The organism is Paenibacillus bouchesdurhonensis (assembly GCF_900155685.1).
Classification (GTDB): Bacteria; Bacillota; Bacilli; order Paenibacillales; family Paenibacillaceae; genus Fontibacillus; species Fontibacillus bouchesdurhonensis.
The window spans coordinates 1,983,983-2,005,701 of sequence record NZ_LT732548.1; the positions used below are offsets into that span (position 1 = coordinate 1,983,983).

Annotated in this window: 16 protein-coding genes and 1 pseudogene; 16 read left to right on the forward strand and 1 reads right to left on the reverse strand. The window is 46.1% G+C overall.

Annotated elements, in window-relative coordinates; genetic code table 11:
- The first annotated feature begins 1 nt into the window (after nucleotide 1).
- From CZ379_RS13165 to CZ379_RS13225, 13 genes and pseudogenes are all read left to right on the forward strand, one after another.
- A complete protein-coding gene (locus CZ379_RS13165; protein WP_110932036.1) occupies nucleotides 2-1,789 on the forward strand; it encodes a glycoside hydrolase family 2 protein in 1,788 nt (595 codons plus the stop codon).
- Between the two features lie 289 nt (nucleotides 1,790-2,078).
- Nucleotides 2,079-2,894, forward strand: coding sequence for a sugar phosphate isomerase/epimerase family protein (locus CZ379_RS13170; protein WP_110932037.1), 816 nt, complete (start codon nucleotides 2,079-2,081; stop codon nucleotides 2,892-2,894).
- 211 nt (nucleotides 2,895-3,105) lie between these two features.
- On the forward strand, nucleotides 3,106-3,294 hold the full coding sequence (locus tag CZ379_RS13175; RefSeq protein ID WP_110932038.1) for a helix-turn-helix domain-containing protein: 189 nt from the start codon (nucleotides 3,106-3,108) through the stop codon (nucleotides 3,292-3,294).
- 93 nt (nucleotides 3,295-3,387) lie between these two features.
- Complete coding sequence (gene rnjA / locus CZ379_RS13180) at nucleotides 3,388-5,112, forward strand: ribonuclease J1 (RefSeq protein WP_110932039.1); 1,725 nt, start codon at nucleotides 3,388-3,390, stop codon at nucleotides 5,110-5,112.
- 188 nt (nucleotides 5,113-5,300) lie between these two features.
- On the forward strand, nucleotides 5,301-6,485 hold the full coding sequence (locus CZ379_RS13185) for a M20 family metallopeptidase (protein ID WP_110932040.1): 1,185 nt from the start codon (nucleotides 5,301-5,303) through the stop codon (nucleotides 6,483-6,485).
- Between the two features lie 4 nt (nucleotides 6,486-6,489).
- Nucleotides 6,490-6,699 (forward strand): annotated as a pseudogene (locus CZ379_RS13190) (MFS transporter); the annotation flags it as partial.
- A 296-nt stretch (nucleotides 6,700-6,995) separates the two neighbouring features.
- The gene (locus CZ379_RS13195; RefSeq protein WP_110932041.1) at nucleotides 6,996-8,372 is read left to right on the forward strand and encodes a PTS transporter subunit EIIC; all 1,377 of its coding nucleotides are present in this window, start codon (nucleotides 6,996-6,998) and stop codon (nucleotides 8,370-8,372) included.
- 177 nt (nucleotides 8,373-8,549) lie between these two features.
- A complete protein-coding gene (locus tag CZ379_RS13200; protein ID WP_110932042.1) occupies nucleotides 8,550-9,584 on the forward strand; it encodes a LacI family DNA-binding transcriptional regulator in 1,035 nt (344 codons plus the stop codon).
- A gap of 12 nt (nucleotides 9,585-9,596) precedes the next feature.
- Entirely contained in the window at nucleotides 9,597-11,021 is a 1,425-nt protein-coding gene (locus tag CZ379_RS13205) for a 6-phospho-beta-glucosidase (RefSeq protein WP_110932043.1), read from the forward strand.
- A 29-nt stretch (nucleotides 11,022-11,050) separates the two neighbouring features.
- Complete coding sequence (locus CZ379_RS13210) at nucleotides 11,051-12,931, forward strand: oxidoreductase (RefSeq protein ID WP_110932044.1); 1,881 nt, start codon at nucleotides 11,051-11,053, stop codon at nucleotides 12,929-12,931.
- Between the two features lie 41 nt (nucleotides 12,932-12,972).
- A complete protein-coding gene (locus tag CZ379_RS13215; protein ID WP_110932045.1) occupies nucleotides 12,973-13,467 on the forward strand; it encodes a PTS sugar transporter subunit IIA in 495 nt (164 codons plus the stop codon).
- A gap of 219 nt (nucleotides 13,468-13,686) precedes the next feature.
- On the forward strand, nucleotides 13,687-13,971 hold the full coding sequence (locus CZ379_RS13220; protein ID WP_234404904.1) for a helix-turn-helix domain-containing protein: 285 nt from the start codon (nucleotides 13,687-13,689) through the stop codon (nucleotides 13,969-13,971).
- Between the two features lie 149 nt (nucleotides 13,972-14,120).
- On the forward strand, nucleotides 14,121-15,488 hold the full coding sequence (locus CZ379_RS13225) for an XRE family transcriptional regulator (protein ID WP_110932047.1): 1,368 nt from the start codon (nucleotides 14,121-14,123) through the stop codon (nucleotides 15,486-15,488).
- 207 nt (nucleotides 15,489-15,695) lie between these two features.
- Here CZ379_RS13225 and CZ379_RS13230 read toward each other — a convergent pair whose 3' ends face one another.
- A complete protein-coding gene (locus CZ379_RS13230) occupies nucleotides 15,696-16,553 on the reverse strand; it encodes an AraC family transcriptional regulator (protein ID WP_110932048.1) in 858 nt (285 codons plus the stop codon).
- A 255-nt stretch (nucleotides 16,554-16,808) separates the two neighbouring features.
- Between CZ379_RS13230 and CZ379_RS13235 the strand changes: the two genes are divergently transcribed.
- From CZ379_RS13235 to CZ379_RS13245, 3 genes are all read left to right on the forward strand, one after another.
- Nucleotides 16,809-19,088, forward strand: coding sequence for a glycoside hydrolase family 127 protein (locus CZ379_RS13235; protein ID WP_234404905.1), 2,280 nt, complete (start codon nucleotides 16,809-16,811; stop codon nucleotides 19,086-19,088).
- Nucleotides 19,089-19,816: 728 nt separating this feature from the next.
- On the forward strand, nucleotides 19,817-21,313 hold the full coding sequence (locus tag CZ379_RS13240) for an alpha-N-arabinofuranosidase (protein ID WP_110932050.1): 1,497 nt from the start codon (nucleotides 19,817-19,819) through the stop codon (nucleotides 21,311-21,313).
- 6 nt (nucleotides 21,314-21,319) lie between these two features.
- Nucleotides 21,320-21,607 (forward strand): hypothetical protein, encoded by a 288-nt coding sequence (locus tag CZ379_RS13245; RefSeq protein ID WP_110932051.1) that lies wholly within the window; start codon nucleotides 21,320-21,322, stop codon nucleotides 21,605-21,607.
- The last annotated feature ends 112 nt before the right edge of the window (nucleotides 21,608-21,719 follow it).

Below are 21,719 nucleotides of genomic sequence, written 5' to 3' on the forward strand. Positions count from 1 at the left end.
AGTGACTAACATCCATAACAATAAATCGGTTCCGCGTGAGGAATACCCAAGACCGCAATTTGTTCGTGCTGATTGGCTGAATTTAAACGGGGAGTGGGAATTCTCCTTCGATGATGATCGAATCGGAGAGCAGGAAAAATGGTATGGGAATGATTTTCAGGCTCCATATCCGCATTCGATCATAGTTCCCTTTGTGTTCCAAAGCAAGCTGAGCGGTATCGGCAACCCGGAGTTCCACGATGTTGTATGGTATCGCCGAAGCTTCGATTTACCAGAAGCGTGGAGCGGTAAACGGATTGTGCTTCATTTCGGAGCGGTCGATTACCTAGCGAAGGTATGGGTTAACGGTCAACTGGCCGCGGTTCACGAAGGTGGGCACACGCCGTTCCAGGCCGACATTACGAGTTTACTCGTTGCCGGAGTCCAGACGATCACTGTCCGAGCGGAGGATTTCAGCAGGGACATCACGCTGCCGCGGGGCAAGCAGTATTGGCTGGAAGATTCGGCGAGTATTTTCTATACGCGAACTACGGGAATTTGGCAGACGGTGTGGCTTGAGCCCGTAGATCAGGTGCATCTGAAACGAGTCGCCCTAACTCCGGATATCGACCGGAATGAAATCCAAGTGCATACCTTTGCAAATGGCGTGCAGAACGAAAGCGAGTTGGAGCTCGAGGTCACGGTGTCTTTTCAAGGGGAACGGATTGCATGCGATCGCTACAAATTGCTTCGCCCGGAGGAGAAGCGCAGCATTCATCTCCATGATTTCGCGGAGCATGGGCTTGGACGGCAGTGGTCGCCGGAGCATCCGAATCTGTACGATATTTCGTTCAAGCTGGTTGTTGGCGACCGCGTATTGGATGAGGTGAACAGCTATTTCGGCATGCGGAAAGTGTCTATCGAAAATGGAAAGCTGTGCTTGAACAACCGCCCGTATTATCAACGGCTTGTATTGGATCAGGGATATTTTGAGGAAGGCATTCTCACCGCGCCAAGCGACGACGATTTGAAGCGGGACGTCGAGCTTGCCAAAGAAATGGGCTTCAATGGCGTGCGCAAGCATCAGAAGATGGAGGATCCTCGCTTCCTGTATTGGTGTGATCAAATCGGCATGCTTGTATGGGGCGAAGCTGCTAATGCCTATGCTTACTCCGAGAACTATGTGCGCCAGTTTACGAGCGAATGGCAGGAGATCATTCAGCGGGATTACAACCACCCTTGTATCGTAACCTGGGTACCGCTGAATGAGAGCTGGGGAATTCCGAATGTGCAGATTGATGCGAAGCAGCAGCAGCACGGCCTCGCCATGTATCATCTAACGAAGTCGCTTGATCAAACGCGGCCTGTCGTGTATAACGACGGCTGGGAGCATATGACGACGGATCTGGTGACCATCCATGATTATGAGAGCCGCCGCGAGATCCTGGAAGCCAGATACGAAACAGTAGAATCCACGCTTGAAGCCATGCCAGCGAATCGCCGCATCTTCGTGGGCGGAGCAGCTTATACCGGCCAGCCGATTCTTGTGACAGAATTCGGCGGCATTGCCTTCAAGGCGAGTGAATGGGAAGGCTGGGGATACTCAGGCGCGGATAGTGAAGAGGACTATATAGAACGGCTTAAGGATGTCGTTGAGCCGATGTATTCCTCTTCCGTAGTACAAGGTTTTTGCTATACTCAGCTGACGGATGTCGAGCAGGAAATTAACGGGCTTCTGACGTATAACAGACAGCCAAAAGCTCCATTAGAGCAAATTCGGCAAATTATTATGGGTGCCCGGCGGGATTGATTCTTTGGATTAAGCCAACTTAATAGGCGGGTTTGGAAGCTAGAGCTGGCGCAGGATTGAACTGCGCCAGCTTTTGTTGAATACCTGGCATAGTTGAAATCTGCAGGAAGCTTTATATGCTTAATAAATAGCTGTATAATTTAATTGGAGAATTTCCAAGTATCGCAAGTGAACAGAGCAAGCAGAGCATATCAATCATCGAGTAGTAGCGCTTGGCCTATTTCCGCCTTGTCGGATTCCAGTATCTTTACAGTCAGCCAGGAGCATACTTCAATCAAAGGAGAATATCATGAAAATTTCTGTTTTTTACAATCATGTTCTGACAGCGAGCGAACAAACAGGAATGAGCGTAGAGCAAGTGCTAAGTCGGGTGCGCGGGTTCGGCATCGAAGCGGTCGAGCTTGATCTTGATGAGGTTAAGCCAAATAAAGTTGAGATGAAGAAGCAGCTTCAGGGTGCGGACATTTCTGTGGCTTCCATGTATGCATTTTTTGATTTTGGCAAAGTTCCGGATGCTGAGCCTGGATTTCGTTTTATTGATACGGCCGAATATTTAGGCGCTGCTAAAGTACTGGTTATTCCTGGTTTCATTGATGAAAGGGAAGAAGCCAAGGAGCGGGAAATTGCCTTGAATCGTATGGTCGGCGTACTGCGGGATATGTGTGATTATGCCGAGCAGAAGAAAATAGTTGTTACGATGGAGGATTTTGACGACGCTCGCGCACCTTTCTCTTCCTCGGATGAATTGCTTTGGTTCATGGAGCAGGTTCCGAAGCTTCGCTGCACTTTCGATACAGGTAATTTTATTTATCGCGGGGAAAATGAATTAGATGCTTTCGAGAAGCTTAAGGATAAGATCGTTCATGTTCATTGCAAAGACCGTTCGCTGGACGCACAAAGCGGAGGAACGCCAAAAATAAGTACAAATGGAACAAAGTTATTCCCTTCTCCAGTAGGATATGGCTGTATTCCTATGGAGGAAATCATCCATCGGCTAATCGCTAGCGGTTACAGCGACACTATGGCGATCGAGCACTTCGATGCAGTGGATGAACTGGCCTATATGCAAAAATCAGCTGAATGGCTCGGGGACAGGCTGAACTAGTTGAGAACCATATTTTTGCAATAACCATAAACTACATCATAAAAAATAGTTGTCGAGAATTTCTCGACAGCTATTTTTTTTACCTGTTCAGCATAGGAGTCATTTCTAAATTGTTTCGCCCCTCGAATCGATTTGGAAAAATAATTAGTTATTATGAGTATAATTGAGTATAATTGAATACAAACCAATGTTCTATAGAGGAGATATTTCTATGGATTCGGAGATCGAGATCATGACGATAGCTCAGGTTGCAAATTATTTGCAGCTTAGTGAGGTAACAACCTATAAGATGGTGAACGAGGGAGTCATTCCGGCTTTTAAAATCGGCAGGCATTGGAGGGTCAAGAGGAGTGATCTGTTTGATCTGATTGAACGGTTGAAACATGGTGAAAAACTATAGAGAGTATCTAAATTATAGAGAGCCATACAATACTATCATAAAGTCCGGCCCGACAGGTGACCGGTATTTTGCAAGAGAGGAATTAAGCACATAATGAATGAAGAAGCTAGTAAAACTGCGAAGACTACGAAGACAGCGAAGACACAGCGCCGTCCTAAATCGTCTCCCCCGCCGGTTCGGATTTTTGCGTTGGGCGGCTTGGGAGAGATCGGTAAAAATATGTACGTTGTGGAGTACAAAAATGAACTTATCATCATCGATTCGGGCTTGAAATTCCCCGATTCGCGCCTATCCGGAATAGATTATATTATTCCCGATATGAGTTATCTGGTTGCCAACAAGCATAAAATCAAAGGTCTGTTTATTACACATGGACATGAGGATCATATTGGAGCTATTCCGTTTCTGCTGCGGCAGCTGCAAATCCCGATTTACGGAGGGCCGCTGACGATTGGCCTCGTTCGTGCCAAGCTGGAGGAATACCGCTTGCTCGGACAAGCCGAGCTGCATGTATTTCATGAGAACGACAGATATGCATTCCAGCATCTTGCCGTTCATTTCTTCAGAACGACGCACAGCATTCCTGACGCTTTTGGGATCGTCGTGGACACGCCATACGGCCCGGTCGTGCATACCGGGGATTTCAAGTTTGATTTCACACCGGAAGACAGGCCTGCCGATCTGTCCAAGATGGCCAGCGTCGGGAGTGAAGGTGTTCTGGCGCTGCTAGCCGACAGCACGAACAGCGAACGGGAAGGCTTTACTCCTTCCGAGCGCAAGGTCGGCAATGCGATTCTTGAATCGTTCCAGCAATGCGAGGGACGCATATTGTTCGCTACGTTTGCTTCCAACGTGCACCGCCTGCAGCAGGTAGTGGAGGCCGCGATGCAGTGCGACCGCAAAATCGCCGTCATTGGCCGGAGCATGGAGAAGGTATTTACAATCGGACAGGAGCTGGGATATATCCGGGTGCCCGATGGCATGCTCATCGACGTGAAGCATATTGACCGTTATGAGGATAACCGGGTGCTGATTGTCTGTACGGGCAGCCAGGGAGAGCCTAATGCCGCGCTGAGCCGAATCGCTTCCGGGGCGCATCGCTCCGTGCAAATTTACCCTGGGGATTCGGTTATATTCTCTTCGTCTCCGATTCCTGGCAACGAGCAGAACATTAATCGCAGCATCGATATGCTGATGCGGGCAGGCGCTAATGTCATTTACGGCTCGATCATTGATATCCATACTTCGGGTCATGGCAATCGGGAGGACTTGAAGCTCATGCTCAGCATCATCCGTCCGAAGTATTTCATTCCGATTCATGGGGAATACCGCATGCTGTTGGCTCACCGCGCTCTCGCGATGCAGACGGGGCTGTCGGAAGACCGCATCTTTGTCATGAATGTGGGGGACACATTGTCTGTGTATCGCAATCGCGCCAAGAAAGGCCGCTCAGTTCCATCCGGAGATGTCTTTATTAGCAATGGCGAGATGCGAACCTTTGAGGACGAGCTTGTGGAAGAGCGGGGCGAGCTGGCGCGAGAGGGCATCGTCATCGTCGTTATGACGATTGACGCTGAGACAGGCCAAATTTTGGCGGGTCCGGACATCGTGACTCGCGGCTTTGTCTACATGCAGGACGCGCGTCCGCTGCTGCGGCGAGCAGAAATGACGCTGAAGCGCAACCTGTCCAAGCAGGGGGAACGTCAAGAATACAATCGTTCGGATTGGGTGCGGTCGACACACCGGATCATGCGCAGATTTTTCATGAAGGAAGTAGGCCGAGCACCACATATCATGCCTTCTATTTTAGAAGTTTAAGTTATAAAAAGAGCCTTCCCGACAGGGAGGCTCTTTTTTGCTTGTCGATGGAAACGGAAAGAAGGAAAAAGCATTTCTTTTTTTATCCTGAGAGTTTCAGTAAAGAGTATGAAGATGACCATAATCAGGTAATATACATATAGCCAAAATGAAATTGCCTTACAGGAAAATGAAGGAGGCTACTCTATATGAAAGAGCAATTATTTCAAAGACTGCGTGAAAAAAAAGAGCAGATCATCGAAATTAGGCGTTATTTGCATGCCCATCCTGAGTTATCCTTTCACGAAGATAATACAGCTAGGTATATTGCTGATTTTTATGCCGGTAAGGATTGCGAAGTGCGAAACCATGTCGGCGGAAATGGAGTTGTCGTTACGATTGATAGCGGCAAACCTGGGAAAACAATTGCTATCCGCGCTGATTTTGATGCGCTTCCGATTATGGAGGAGACAGGCCTTCCCTTCGCTTCGCAGAACCCTGGTGTTATGCATGCCTGCGGCCATGATGGGCATACTGCTTACATGCTAATTCTGGGAGAGACCTTGATCGAAATGAAGGATGAACTCCGGGGAAGGGTTGTTATTTTGCATCAGCATGCGGAAGAAAAGCCGCCGGGCGGAGCAGTACAAATGATCAAGGACGGCTGCCTGGAGGGGGTCGATCATGTGTTTGGCATCCATGTCATGTCGACGATGGAGACGGGCAAAATATATTATCGCGAAGGAAATATACAAACCGGACGTGCTTATTTCAAAGTGAAAATAAACGGCAAGGGCGGACACGGATCCTCGCCTCATATGGCCAATGATGCGATCGTGGCCGGCAGCTATTTTGTTCAGGCTGTGCAAACGATTGTTAGTCGGCGCTTGAATCCGTTTGATGTAGCGTCGATTACAATCGGCTCCTTCGATGGCAAGGGAAGCTTCAATGTCATTAAAGATTCCGTTGAACTAGAAGGCGATGTAAGGGTAATGACGGAGGAAACCAGAGAGCTGGTTGAACAGGAAATTCGCCGCAAGCTGGAAGGATTGCAGGCCATGTCCGGAATCACATATGAACTGGATTACCAGAATGACTATCCGGTGCTTTTCAATGATCCGGAGTTGACGGAATTTGTAGCGGAGTCGTTAAAGAATAGTTCGATCCCTGGTGTGACGGGGGTGGAGCGATGCGAACCTCAGCCGCCGTCTGAGGATTTCGCCTACTATGCCCAAGAACGTCCAAGTGTATTTTTCTATGTTGGGGCGATGCCGGCAGACGGCAAATATTATCCTCATCACCATCCTAAATTTGATATTAATGAGGACTGTATGCTTATTGCCGCTGAAGCGATGGGAGCTGTAGTTATAGACTATCTAAGAGAGGACGACTAATTATATGGACACTCCATACCATGGCAGCAATAAGCTAATTCTCGGGATCGTATTCGGGGTAATTACATTTTGGCTGTTTGCTCAATCGATGGTTAACATTGTACCTGCCGTGCAGGCGGATCTGGGAATATCGCTTGATATTATTAATATCGCGATCAGTTTGACGGCTTTGTTTTCCGGAATATTAATCGTTGTTGCCGGAGGACTGGCCGATGTGAATCAAATTTTCGGCATCCACTTAGAGTAATATATAGATAGGCCTCAGGGTGTAAAAGATTAAGATTGTCCCAATCGTTATCGTTCGATGATGCTTTAAAACAATAATTTTTTGTGGAAACGGTTTATTGACAAGTCGATTTTTGTCGTATATACTTTGCGTGTAAGTTAATGCGACAGTCGCTTGCTGCATTTCTGAAACGTTTCAGTTCACGAAAGTTATTTTTTTTGGATATTTACTGTAACGTTTCAGTAAATGTCCGCACACTTAAAAAAGTTGCCGAGGTGACGAAGATGAGCAATAAAGAGCTCGCATCAGAAATTATTAAATTTGTAGGGGGAAAAAGCAATGTTTCGAACTTAATTCATTGTGCAACACGTTTGCGTTTTGAATTAAAAGAGGATTCTATCGCTGACCTGGAAAGGATTAAAGCACTGCCTAAGGTACTTGGCGTCATGCAAGCGCAAGGCACAACTATGGTTATCATCGGGCCGCTTGTAAACGAGGTGTACACCGAAATTGTAGAGCAGTTGGATCAGAATCAGGCAGACGGGCAGACCAGCGCTTCTACTCCACAGAAAGAAAACGGGAGTAAAAAATCATGGTTTGATAAACTGCTTGCGACCATTTCGGCTATTTTTACACCTTACATTCCCATTTTGGCTACTTCCGGGATTATCAAAGGGTTAATTGATATTTTGGCCCAATTCGATATTCTTCCCGCTACAAGCAATACTTATTTAATTTTGGCTGGTGCGGGCAATGCTTTAATCTACTTCTTCCCTATCCTGCTGGCTTTTACGGCGGCTCAAAAATTCGGCGCGAATCCTTATATCGGCGCGGCGATTGGTGCGGCTCTCATGGAGCCAAACATCACGGGAATTACGACGACAGGCAATGTTATCGACTTTTTAGGCATTCGTTTTACCGCAATGAACTTTTCTAGCACGGTCATCCCGATTATTTTGGCAATATGGGCTTATTCACATCTGGACAAATTACTAAAGAGATTTTTACCGAAAGCTTTGCAATTTATCTTCGTACCGCTGCTGTCCATGGTGATAATGGTTCCTTTAACATTAATGGTTTTCGGACCCGTTGGCGGATTTATGGCAAATATGATCGCGAATGGATACGAATTATTACTTCACTCCAACGATATTATCTTTAATGCGATTTTCGGTGCTTTGTTCATTTATGTCATCATGCTCGGTGTTCATTGGGTGATTCTGCCGCTTCAATTATCTTATCTTGCAGAGCACGGAATGGAGTATACCCTCGGCTCCGGCGGACTAGGAAACTATGCATTGCTTGGCGTATGTCTTGCCGTGCTGGTCATCTCTAAAAATAAAGAAGAGAGGGGCATCGCCAGTTCATCGGCCTTTGTCAATTTTCTATCGGGTGTTACAGAGCCAGGCTTGTATGGGGTTGTAATGAAGAATAAGAAATACTTTATATCCCTCTCGCTTGGTGGTTTGATCGGAGGCATCATCTTTGGAGCGACTGGCAGTTATATTACGAATTTTGCCTTTACCGGATTATTCGGACTTCCAGCCTTCCTGTCATCACCGACAGCCGTTACTTACTTCATCAGCGTTTTTGTAACACTAGCTGTATCCTTTATTACAACAATTCTTTTAAGCAAAAAAGGGTTCAAACTTAGGAAGTAAAGAAGTAATGCCTGTTCGAGTGAATGAATGAAGTTGGCAGCCGAAACGATATTCAACATTCGTTAGAGTATCTGAAGCGTTTGTCACTCTATTATCCCTATGCAGCAATAGTTAATTTCATTAAAACGTTCTATGATAGTATGAGTGCGGATAAATAGGCGTGAGGTGCAAAGTAAAATGGCAACTATAAAAGATATTGCTAAACTTTTGGGGATTTCAGTTTCGGCTGTCTCCATGGCTTTGAATGACAGTCCTGAAATAGGCGATAAAACGAAGAAAAGGGTAAGGGAAGCTGCAAAACAGTTGAACTATGTGAAAAACGGTACGGCGATCGATTTACAGCGGCAAAAAACGAATATTGTCCTGTTTATAACAGATAACCCAACCCGTCCTTATTTCACGGATTCTTTGCAGGTCGTACAAAATGAACTGATGATGAAAGATATCGACCTGGTCATTATTACTGCCAACAATAAGCATATAGGCACGGCGGAGCGATTTATTTCAGAGAATAGGGCAGACGCGGTGATCTGTATGTCAAAATTTATTCCCGACGATTTCGTCAATATGTATGCCAACAAGAATATGCCGATTTTTGTCCTCGGAAGAAAATCGGATTTAATAGCGAACGAATTTGTGGTAAATGTTGCCCTTGATTATGAGCGCGTCGGTGAGGATATTACAGAATATCTTATCCAGAGAGGACATCGGAAAATCGCATTTGTTAGGGGAAGCAAGACATCGGTTGGTACGAAATACCGGTATGAAGGATACTTGAGAAGCCTGAAAAGGTTCGGCCTGAAAGTTGAGAAGAACCTTATTTTTGAGGCGAATGGAAGCGACTATGACCAAGGATACCATACGACAGGCAAAATTATAGAAAAAATCATTTCCAAGCAAATTGATGCCATCTTTTACGCTACAGATGATTTGGCGGTTGGAGGCTTGCAAAAACTGCTGGAAAAGGGGATTTCCGTCCCGGATGATGTTTCGATTGTAGGCTATAACAATTATCCGATTTCTAAAATGGTTACTCCTCCGATCACGACAGTAGACCTGCACCAGCAGAAGATCATGAGAAGAGTCGCCAAAGCGTTGATCGGGATGATGGACGGGAGCAAGACGAAGGAAGATATCGTGAAAAGATTGCAGAAGGATGCGATTTTCCATTCAGAAATTATAGAAAGAGGTTCTGTGAAAAATAGAGAGTAGGGAGAGAACCATATGTTGAATCAGAAGCTGCCGGATGATTTTTTGTGGGGTGGGGCCGTATCTGCTAACCAATGCGAAGGGGCATGGGATATAGGCGGAAAAGGAATAAGCACGGCGGATGTGGCTGCCGCCGGAAAGCACGGCCAGGGTAGATTGTATACGGAAGGCATCGTTGAAGGCGTGTACTATCCGAATCATCAGGCCATTGATTTCTACAATCGCTATAAGGAAGATATTGCCTTGTTTTCAGAGATGGGATTCAAGTGCTTTAGAACAAGTATTCACTGGACAAGAATATTTCCGAATGGCGATGAGACAGAGGCGAACGAGGAAGGATTGGCGTTTTACGATCGGGTATTTGATGAGTGCTTAAAGCATGGAATTGAGCCGATCGTCACCATTTCTCACTATGAAACTCCATTGTATTTGGTTGAAAAATACGGTTCCTGGACAAACCGGAAAATGATCGATTTTTATGTAAAGCTGTGCAAAACCTTGTTCGAAAGATACGCTTCCAAAGTGAAATATTGGATGACCTTTAATGAAATAAACGTAATTACTCTAAACCCGATGATTGCTGCGGGAATCCGCACCGATAAGTATGACAATCCAGAGCAAATGATGTATCAGGCCGCCCATTACCAATTAGTGGCTAGTGCGAAAGCCGTTAAAATAGGCCGTGAAATCAATCCTGATTTCAAAATTGGCATGATGATGCTGTACCCACTATCTTATGCGGAAACATGTTCCCCAGAAGACAACCTGGAAAATATGCATAATATGGATCTTCACTACTATTTCTCCGATGTGCAAACCAGAGGCTATTATTCTCCGAAAGCACAAAAATTTCTGGAACGGAAACAAATCGCGTTGGATATCACGGCAGAGGACAAACTGGATCTGCTGGCTGGAACCGTTGATTACATCGGAATCAGCTATTATATGTCGCTTGTAACAAGTGCAAACCCGGAAAGGAAAATTAAAGTGAAGGGCAATATGCTTGAGGGTATTGTCAATCCTTATTTGGAAAAAAGCGACTGGGAATGGCAAATTGATGGAGTAGGCTTGCGGATCAGTTTAAATAACCTGTATGACCGGTATCAGTTGCCGATATTTATCGTGGAGAACGGTCTTGGCGCAGTTGACGAGAAGATCGAGGGCGCCATGATTCAGGATGACTACCGCATAGATTATCTCAGAGAACATATTGCCCATATGAAGGAAGCGATTTTGACAGATGGCGTAGATGTGATGGGTTATACCGTGTGGGGATGCATCGATCTCGTGAGTGCATCGACTGGGGAAATGAAAAAAAGATACGGCATGATTTATGTGGATCGTAATGACAAAGGTGAAGGAACCTTAAGGCGGGAACGGAAGAAGTCATTCCATTGGTATAAAAATGTGATTCTGTCGAATGGCAGTTCTTTGGATTAACTTCATATAGAGACAGAGGAGTGGTACACATGAAATTCCCCAATCTTTTCAAACCGATTAGAATCAAAAATGTAGTGTTCAATAACCGGATTATCGCGACCCCTGCGGGTCCATATCATGATAAAGCGATTGGCGGCGCTGGTGTGATCATTACGGGAAGCGTCAATGTTAGCAGGAAGAGAGCGAGCTACTCCCGGCCGGACGAGCCTTATGCTTTTGACAAATACCAAATAGAAGCCACGAGAAACCGCGTCATTATTGCCCACCAGGCCGGGGCCAAAGCTTCCTTGGAGCTGATTCACTCCGGACAATATGCGCGTGTCGACGATTACGCGATCGGTCCGATTGATATGGTCAGACAAGACGGGACCATCGTTAAAGCGATGGACGAGCAAATGATGGATGAGGTCGCAAACGATTGGGCGGAAACGGCTAGGCGGGCCAAAGAGACCGGTTTCGATCTGGTTATGCTTCATTTCGCGCACGGCTGGCTGCCTGCCGAGTTTCTCTCGCCGCTGTTTAATAAGCGGACAGACGAGTACGGCGGTTCCTTTGAAAACCGAATTAAATTTCCCAAAATGATCGTAGAGCGGGTTCGCCAGGCCGTCGGGCCAGATTTTATCGTGGATATGCGGATCAGCGCCTCTGAAGTTGTAGATGGTTCCATTGAATTCAAGGACGTTCTGGAATTTATCAAAATTATAGAAGACAAAATCGACATGGTTCATATCTCAGCGGGGCTTGACATCAACTACGAAGGAAATGTTCATATGGCTCCAACTATTTTTAAAGAGCATATGCCGAATGTGGAGTGGGCAGCCGAAGTGAAACGGAATGTCAGCATTCCAGTGACCGTTGTCGGGGCGATTATGAATCCGACCGAAGCCGAATCGATTATCGCCGAGGGAAAAGCTGATTTTGTAGCCTTAGGACGGCCGCTTATCGCCGACCCGTTCTGGCCCCAGAAAGCCAAAGAAGGCCGTGATGAGGATATAGTTCCTTGCCTGCGCTGCCAATATTGCTATCATATATCGACCGAGAGAAAAAATGTGGGCTGCTCCGTCAACCCTAGATATATGAGACCTGACCTCGTGCCCCTGGAACTGCCGAAGGCGAAGAAGCAAAGGAAGGTCGTGATCATCGGCGGCGGGCCAGCCGGGATGAAAGCCGCTCTCGTCGCGGATGAGCGGGGGCATGAAGTGATCCTGCTGGAAAAGGGAGATGCACTCGGTGGAGCGCTGCGTTATTCCGAATATGAAGAACTGAAAATTGACTTGTACAATTACATGAAATATCTTATCGTCCAGATGAATAAATCCAAGGTGAAGGTTCAATTGGGGGTAGAAGCGACACCGGAGCTGGTAAAAGGGCTCTCCCCGGATGCCATCATCATTGCGGTAGGCGCCCATCCATTCACGCCGCCGATTAAAGGAGTGGAACTGGATCATGTTTATGGCGCGCTGGATGTTTATACCCGAATGGATGAAGTGGGCCACGATGTGGTTCTCATCGGTGGCGGTTCTACTGGCTGCGAACTAGGCATCGAACTGGCGCGACAAGGGAAAAACGTTACGATTATGGAAGCGGGCGATATCCTGGCGAAGAACGGGAACATTCTATATCGCGTTGGACTAAGACAGACGATGGATAAAGAAAAGACCCTCCATTCCAAAATGAATGTCAAAATCAAGGAAATTACCGAAGAGGGCGTTGTCTATGAAGAAGCAGGAGAACAGAAGCACCATCCGGCTCAAACTGTAATTCTCTCAACGGGCATGAGAACTAATCCGAACTTGATTGATTCGTTCTACGGAATCGTTCCGGACACCTTTATCGTCGGGGATGCCAACAGACCGAGAAATGTGATGGATGCGACAAGAGAGGCCTACCTGATTGCCAAGAACCTCTAATCATAAATAGAAATTAAGCTGAGTATTATGGAGGCAATGTTATGTTTGGACGTAAAAAGAAGAATCCCCCCCAGGCTGTATTGGAAATTCCGGCGCCGTTGTCCGGCAAGATTATACCGTTGGAGCAGGTGCCGGATGAAGCCTTTTCCAGCAAGGCGATGGGTGAAGGCATAGCGGTTGAACCCGATGCAGGCAAGGTGTTTGCACCGTTTGCAGGGAAAATTGCACATATTATGGAGAAAAGCAAACATGCGGTTCTGCTGGAGCATGCTTCCGGCGCGCAGATTTTGATCCATGTCGGAGTGAATACCGTTTCACTCAAAGGCGAAGGCTTTACCGCCCATGTAAACAATGGAGACAAGGTCGAGAAAGGCCAGCTGCTGCTGGAATTCGATATCCCTGCTATTCAGCAGGCAGGATATCCCGTAATTACACCGGTCATTGTCCCGAATGGCCAGGAATCTGTCAACAAGGTTGAAGTTGTGTCGGAGATCGCAAATCCGCAGCAGGAGACCGTCATACGCATTTATTTCTAATACAAACTCCCCTTCGTCGAGGTTATCGCGAAGGGGAATTTGTTTACTGGTAGGAACAGAATCAAAGGAGTTTTTCATCATATAAATTGTAAATGACAGCTAAAATGTTATCAATCTTATCTTTTATTCATGGATTTACATCGGGCTTCATTGAAGCCCTTCTTGGGGAATGCTGGCGGTAGATCCGATACGATCGCGGAACGAGTTATGAGGTATTTAATGAAAAATACGGAGAGAGATTTTGATGCCCAGGCTTTAAGCAAACACTTGAATTTAAACTATAGCTACATCTCGTCCGCTTTTAAGAAGCAGACGGGTCAAAGTGTTATCGAAGCCCATACGAAGCTGCGAATAAATAAAGCCATTGAGCTAATGAAAAATAGCTCGTTGATCGTTTCTGAAATTAGTGACAAGCTAGGCTTCACGAATCCCTACTACTTCAGTAGGGTATTTAAAAAAAGTGTTGGGGGAATCGCCGACGTCTTATATGAAACAAATTTATAAGACATAAAGCTGAGAAGGGGCAATGTTTGAAAAAAATTAATTGACCACCAGTACATATTTTCGTATAATGTGTAAAAATATAGGAGGTGGATTCTTTGCTTTTTTCTAATATGTAACTTTATGTCGATACATAGGAAGGAGGAGCCTGAATGACGAATGGATCCACGATTCGTTCTGTAATTGAACAGGAACTAGAGCGTAGAGGTTACTCTTTGAGCAGTTTTTCCAGCCGCTCGGGAATAAATCGCGGGACACTCAGCGCCATTCTAAACGGAAACCCTCCCAAGCCCATTGCCATAAGCCAGCTGGATCTAATAACGGAAGCCTTAGAGTACCCTGAAGGCCACTATTATCCGTTGTATGTCGATGAATGCGTAGATTCAGATCAACCAAATCGGCGAAGACTCAAGGCATTCCTACTCCGTTGTGCGGAAGTGGGACAGAAGGAATGCATTCAAGAGGTGCTTAATTGCATTATAGAAAATTTGAACTATATTCCGATGATCTTTGATATTGGCGAGGAACTTTACGAGAAAGGGCTGCGTGAGGAATCCCGGCTATTCTACAATGTAGTGATCGAGAGCGAGAAGTACCAGCATTCCGAGCGGCTAGCCATCAGCCATTATCGAATTTTTCGGTTATCGTTGGGGGATGATACAGAGGCTAATCTGATTGCGGCTACACGATTTGAGCTTTACTTGCATCGATTACCTGAGGATTATCAATTGGACGGATTATTACATCTGACCAATGTTTATTTGACATTGCAAAAATGGGAATTGACTGAAATATATGCTGATGAGCTAATAAAGCTTGCAAAAGCGACATATAAAAATTATGAGAGAGCATTTAAACAATCTAAAGAGTTTCAGTTTAGAGCAGAGAGACATCTTGTCGTTTATTATGGACAAGGATATCTGTTAAAGGGCGTTTCATTACAGCTTCAAAGAAAATATGAAAATATGGAGGAGTATATAGCCGCTTATGCTGATTTAAGCTGGTTTATTGGGTTGAATGAATTAGGCAAGCACGAAGTTGAGAGATTTAAATTATTTGCTAAATTAAATATGTACAACTTACAGGTTTTACGGGGAGATCAATCAATAATCCCAGAATATATTAATTCAGTTAAGAAGTATCCTTATGAAATACTACCTAGCTTGCGGGCTATAGTTGAGGCATCAAATATGCATGGTTTTTTTATAGATGATGTGCTTGAACAGTTTGATATAGATACGGAGTTATATGATCAGATTGATAATTATTATAAACCAGAGGTAAGCAGGGATAGGTATTTGAGATTAAGCTACCAACTATCTTTATATTCTTTCAGAAAAAAGGATTATAAGGAAGGAATAGAGAAATCATTATATTCGCTTAAGTATGCTATTCTTCTTAAAAACCATTTTTATTTTATGAAAATAGTACCTTTATTTGAGCGATACAGATCATTTGCAACGGGGGAACAGCTCAAGGAATACGAAAAATTATTAGAGGAGGTGTTGAAGGATGCGTAATTGGTTTATGGCATTTATTATTGTCATTAGTTTAGGCTCCGGTTTACTGGGAGGGACTGTGAATTCATCCAATCCGATAAAACCATTCGAACATGGAGCAGGTACCTAGTTATTAATTAAGGTAAAACTGCGCATGAGCTAACAGAGCTACATAATCACAAAGCCAGCTAGCAGAGAATCTGCTAGCTGGCTTTGTGTTCTCGTATCTCACTTATAAAACAACAAACGATTCGCATAAGCGTTACGGTACTCGGTTGGGGTGAGGCCGGTCATTTGCTTGAACGATTTCATGAAATGATGGCTGTCATGATAGCTAAGCTGCATCGCAATTTCATGGATTGTTTGGTTCGTATCGGTGAGCAGAAAGGAGGCGGCTTCGATTTTTTGCTGCAAAATATATTGCTTCAACGATACTCCAGCGATGCTGGAGAACAGGTGGGACAAGTATTTCACGTTATAGCCGAAATGATCAGCGATCTGGGACACTTTGAGAGGCTCGTAACGATGCCATTGGATATAATCGACGATATCGTTGTAGAGCTGCAACTGCTTCAGCTTGCGATTGGGGCTTATTTCCTTGCGGAATAACTGGTTGTACAGCTCGCAGAGAATCGTCGTTGTCATGTAATTGCTTAGTGTTTGTTCCCGGTAGCTGCGCACGGCATCCTGGAGTTGCTTCATCAGGACGAGGATTTTGTCCGCGCTCCGCAGCGTACCTTTACGGGGAATGACGATGCTTCCGGCCTGATGTTCATGCTCGGTCGTAAGGCAAGTCTGTAAGTCAGCTGCTCCATTGAACGGGGTGAAATGCAACCAATAGAAGCTGCAATCCGAGGCCTGATATCCATACTGCTTCGCACGAGGAGGCATAAGCAGAAAGTCTCCTTCCTCCAGCACGTAACGCTCCTTTTCATCCGCAATATATAAAGAACCTTTGGTTTGCACGAATAACTCGTAATCCATTAGCACTCTGCTCATATGGATCCAATCCGGCGACGGTGAAGTGAATTTCCCTGTCATGATCATATTTAGCGGTTTTTCCACATTAAATAGATAGCCACTCATGCAAAGTATCCCCCTATAAATCTGACATTTTAACACTTGATTCTAAGTCGTTATTGACAGTTTTGAATTTTAATATGACGATAACTATCCACTTTAACAATATCATTAACGATATCACTTCTAAATGAATATTCCTACAGTAAAGATAAACACCTAACCTTTTTACATTGATTCGAACGTTTCGCTATTTACCCTAGCAACCCCAAAACGCTAATCTGGAGTTAGTCATTAATCTGAGGAAAAAGAGGGATGAAGATGGAGACGAACTTGAGACGTGATGTGCTTAAGGATTTTGGGTTGCAACGGGTTGTATTGACGGGGGATTATCATGTCAACGCTTTTGCCAAAGAGTTGCAATATTTGAACAGCTACGATGTAGACCGGCTGCTGGCCGGCTTCCGGGAGAACCGGGGCCTAGAGCCAAAGGCGCAGAAATATCCCGGCTGGGAGGATACAGAGATCCGCGGGCATACGCTGGGTCATTTTTTGACAGCGTGCTCGCAAGCCTATGAGAATACACAAGACGCAGCTCTGCTGGAGAAGCTGGAATATATGATGTCCGAGCTGGCGGAGTGTCAATTCGAGAGCGGGTATTTGTCGGCTTTTCCCGAGCAACTGATTGAAAATATTGAAATGAGGCAGCCTGCCTGGGTGCCTTGGTATACGATGCATAAGATCATCGCCGGATTGATCTCCGTTTATCATGCGACGGGCTCCCAAACGGCTTACGATACGGTGGTGAAGCTTGGGGATTGGGTCGCCTCGCGGACATCCCGCTGGAGCAATGAGCTTCAGGCTACCGTGCTGGCCGTGGAATACGGGGGAATGAATGACTGTCTCTACGATCTATACAAAATTTCCGGGGATGCGAAGCATCTGGATGCAGCCCATAAATTCGACGAGCTTCCTTTATTCGAAGCGATTCAGCAGGGCCGGGACATTTTGAGAGGCAAGCATGCCAACACGACGATCCCTAAGTTCCTGGGGGCGTTAAATCGCTATTTGGTGCTGGGAGAGAGCGAACGCTTCTATCTGGAAGCGGCGCAGAGCTTCTGGGATATGGTCGTGTACCATCACAGCTACATGACCGGCGGCAACAGTGAGTCCGAGCACTTCGGTGAGCCGGACATCCTGAACAGCAAGCGCTCCGATATTACCTGCGAGACGTGCAACAGCTACAATATGTTAAAGCTGACGCGTGAGCTATTCAAGCTGACTGGCGATGTGAAATACAGTGATTTCTATGAGCGAAATTACGTGAATGCGATATTGTCCTCACAGCATCCGGAAACGGGAATGACGATGTATTTTCAACCGATGGCAACCGGGTATTTTAAAATATACAGCTCGCCCTTTGAGCATTTCTGGTGCTGCACAGGTACGGGGATGGAGAGCTTTACGAAGCTCAATGACAGCATTTATTTTTACGCAGGGAACACGCTTTATATCAATCAATACGTTAGCTCCAAATTGAATTGGTCGGAGCAGGGAGTAAAGCTTACGCAGCGATCAGAAATTCCCGAGTCGGATGGGGTTGCGTTGACACTGGAAATTGAGGATGGCCGCAAAAAGTTGGATCTGCATCTGCGTATTCCTTATTGGGTTTCAGGCTCGATTGGGGTGAAGGTGAACGGTGAGGCAATTCAGTGGAGTACTGAAAAGCAACATATCGTAATCGATCGGGAATGGAGCCACGGTGACGTAATAACGCTGACGCTGCCCATGAAAGTCATCATCTCCCGGCTGCCGGACAACCAGAATGTCGTGGGCTTCCAATATGGGCCTATCGTGCTTAGCGCTGGGCTTGGTACGGAGGATATGACGCAGGCGGCAACCGGAATTATGGTAAGTGTGCCAACGCGAAAAATGCTCGTCAAGGACTTCATTATTCCCAGGGAAATGACGCCGGAAGAATGGTTAAGCAACATTGAGAACCATCTAGTAAAACGGGGCAATGAGCTCGCATTCGAGCTGCGAAACACGGACGAAGACGAACGGCTGGTGTTTACGCCGCATTACAGACAGCATCGCGAGCGGTATGGCATCTACTGGAACATCGTGGCTGCGGATTCCGATGAACTGAAGCAGCACTTGGAGCGGGGGCGGCAGGAGCAGCTTATTAGAGAGGCGACCATCGATAGTGTACAGGTCGGAAATGATCAATATGAGCTGGAGCACGGGATTAAAGGAGAAGAGACCTTTGGCGGCGCCTGGGATGGCCTGAATGGCCGGGTGGCTCATGTTGGAGGCTGGTTCAGCTACAAGCTGGCCGTGAGTCCGGAAGTAGACAATCTGCTGCAGGTGACGTACTTCTCCATTAATCATGACCGGGTAATGAATATTTACGCCAACGGCGAACTGCTGGCCAGCGAGAGAACACCGGTTGAGCGCAAACGTGAATTTTTCACCAAGCAGTATCCGATCCCAGCCGAGCTTCTTCAAGGAAAGCGGGAGATGGAGTTCAAGTTCGTCCCGGAAGGTGATCTGAACGGCATTTACGGCGTGCTTCGAACGATGAAACCAATTGAGGAATAGTAGCTTTAATCTAAAGGCGATTTTAGGGAGCTGAGGGCAGCTCGTTCTAAGGTCGCCTTTTTATATGGTGAGAATGACATTAAGTCGGTGAGATGGGGGGGAATTACTAGAAAGGCTATATAGTATAAGCGTTTAGCGCTTTGCTGCCTAAACCAACTGTATTTGCTGTATTTAATTCAGGGAGTCTGGTGCAGGATGTACAATTAACTGGATTTCTGGAGGTTATCACCAAAATATTTGGCTAGGAAGGCGATAAGGCGAGGTTTAAATGCATGAAATCCAGGTATTTCTCAAATCGGTCACATTGACCAATAAATAGTTGCAGAAATCCAGCTAGGTATAGGTCGATACAGCGCAGCGAGTGGGCACCTAACAGTAATCCGCTCAACTCAGTTATCATATGTCTCTACAGTAAAGAAGGGGCAGCGCATTAGCTGCACATTTATTTGAAAGTAACGACGGGTATCTTGTAATCGTTAAATTAATCGCAAAATATATCATGAAGCATAACGTTAAATTTATCGCGTAAATGATGTGCTTGAGGCCTGCGGCAGATGGCGGAAGAATTACCTTGGATCATTAGATGATTATAGCAAGAGGGAGCAACTTACCCACCGATTTTAGCATTTTACGACCGGTTGACGAACGATCGGGAATATGGCTATAATGTTTATGTAAGTATTAATTAATTAATATAAATATTAATGATTAGAAAGGCGGCTGTTCCCATGGCAAACCGTGCAGTACTTAACACTGATTTACGCAGAGGCACCATTAACCGCAATATTTACGGTCATTTCTCCGAACATTTGGGACGATGCATTTATGAAGGGATTTGGGTTGGCGAGGATTCCCCGATTCCGAATACGAACGGAATTAGAAACGATGTCGTGCAAGCGCTTAAGCAAATTAAAATTCCAGTGCTTCGCTGGCCTGGCGGTTGTTTCGCCGATGAATATCACTGGAAAGATGGCATCGGGCCTAAAGAAAACCGCAAAAGAATGGTTAATACACATTGGGGCGGCGTAGTAGAGAACAATCATTTCGGGACTCATGAATTTATGATGCTGTGCGATCTGCTCGAATGCGAACCGTATATTAACGGAAACGTAGGGAGTGGTACCGTCCAAGAAATGTCGGAATGGGTAGAATACCTGACCTTTGGCGGCGTATCGCCAATGTCTGAGCTGCGTCAGGCTAACGGACGCAAGGAACCGTGGAAGGTGACTTACTTCGGAGTCGGCAATGAGAACTGGGGCTGCGGCGGAAATATGCGCCCGGAATATTACGCGGATTTATATCGCCGCTATCAGACGTACGTCCGTAACTATGACGACAACAAAATTCACCGAATTGCCTGCGGGCCAAACGTAGACGATTATAACTGGATGGAAGTTCTGATGCGGGAAGCATCCCGGTTCATGGACTCTATTACATTGCACTACTATACGGTTCCAGGCGCTACCTGGGAGGATAAAGGGCCTGCTACAGGCTTTGAGACGGGCGAATGGTTCACGACGCTGGAGAAGGCGCTGCATATGGATGAGCTTATTACGAAGCATTGCGTAATTATGGATAAATACGATCCGGAGAAGCGCGTTGGCCTCATTGTCGACGAATGGGGAACGTGGTACAACGTTGAACCGGGCACTAATCCAGGCTTCTTGTATCAGCAAAACACGATTCGCGATGCACTGGTAGCCGGTCTAACCTTCAACATCTTCCATAAACATAACGAGCGTGTACAGATGGCGAATATTGCCCAGACGGTGAACGTGCTGCAGTCGGTTATTTTGACCGAAGGAGAGAAGATGGTGCTTACGCCTACATATCATGTGTTTGATATGTTCAAGGTACACCAGGATGCAGAGCGGATTGATCTGGAACTGGACGGCGGTAGCTATTGTTTTGATGGTCGGGAGATTCCAGCGGTTACCGCATCGGCGTCGATAAATGCCGACGGAGTAATTCATATCAGCCTGTGCAATACAAATCATGCCGAGAAGTCGATTGTTTCGGTCGATATTCGCGGCTCCAAAGGCCAGTCCTTCGAGATTGCAGGAACCGTGCTTAGCGGGGAAAGAATAGATGCGCACAACACGTTCGATGCCCCGGATACTGTAGCCCCTCAACCGTTCCGTGGCTTTACATTGGAGGGTGACCAGTTGACGGCCGAATTGCCGCCGATGTCTGTTACTGTCCTAGCGCTAACTCCAAAGGCATAGGCGGATATGGCATCGTCATCCTGCAAAGGCTGCCGGGAAGAATATAAAGTCACAGAGGAGCAGATCAAGCGTATCCTAGCCTCTTCGGCATTTGCTCCGGAGAAATGCGTGCCGGATGAAGTTTATGCACAGCGCTTAGAACTTTGCAGCACCTGTCCCAAGCTTCAAGACGGAGTAACCTGCCTCGTCTGTGGCTGCATCATTCCAGTAGTGGCCAAGCTGAAAGAGAGAGAGTGCGCCTTGCCGGGTCAAAGACGGTGGGGAGCTTACCGTGAAGGAGCGGCGTTAAGCTAATATACCAACTGAGTCATTTGCCTGCAAAATCAGAATCCCCGATCTTTATGATCGGGGATTTTTTCTATGAAAGCTGACTACTGAAACGCAACGCTATCTCGATGCTGCCACC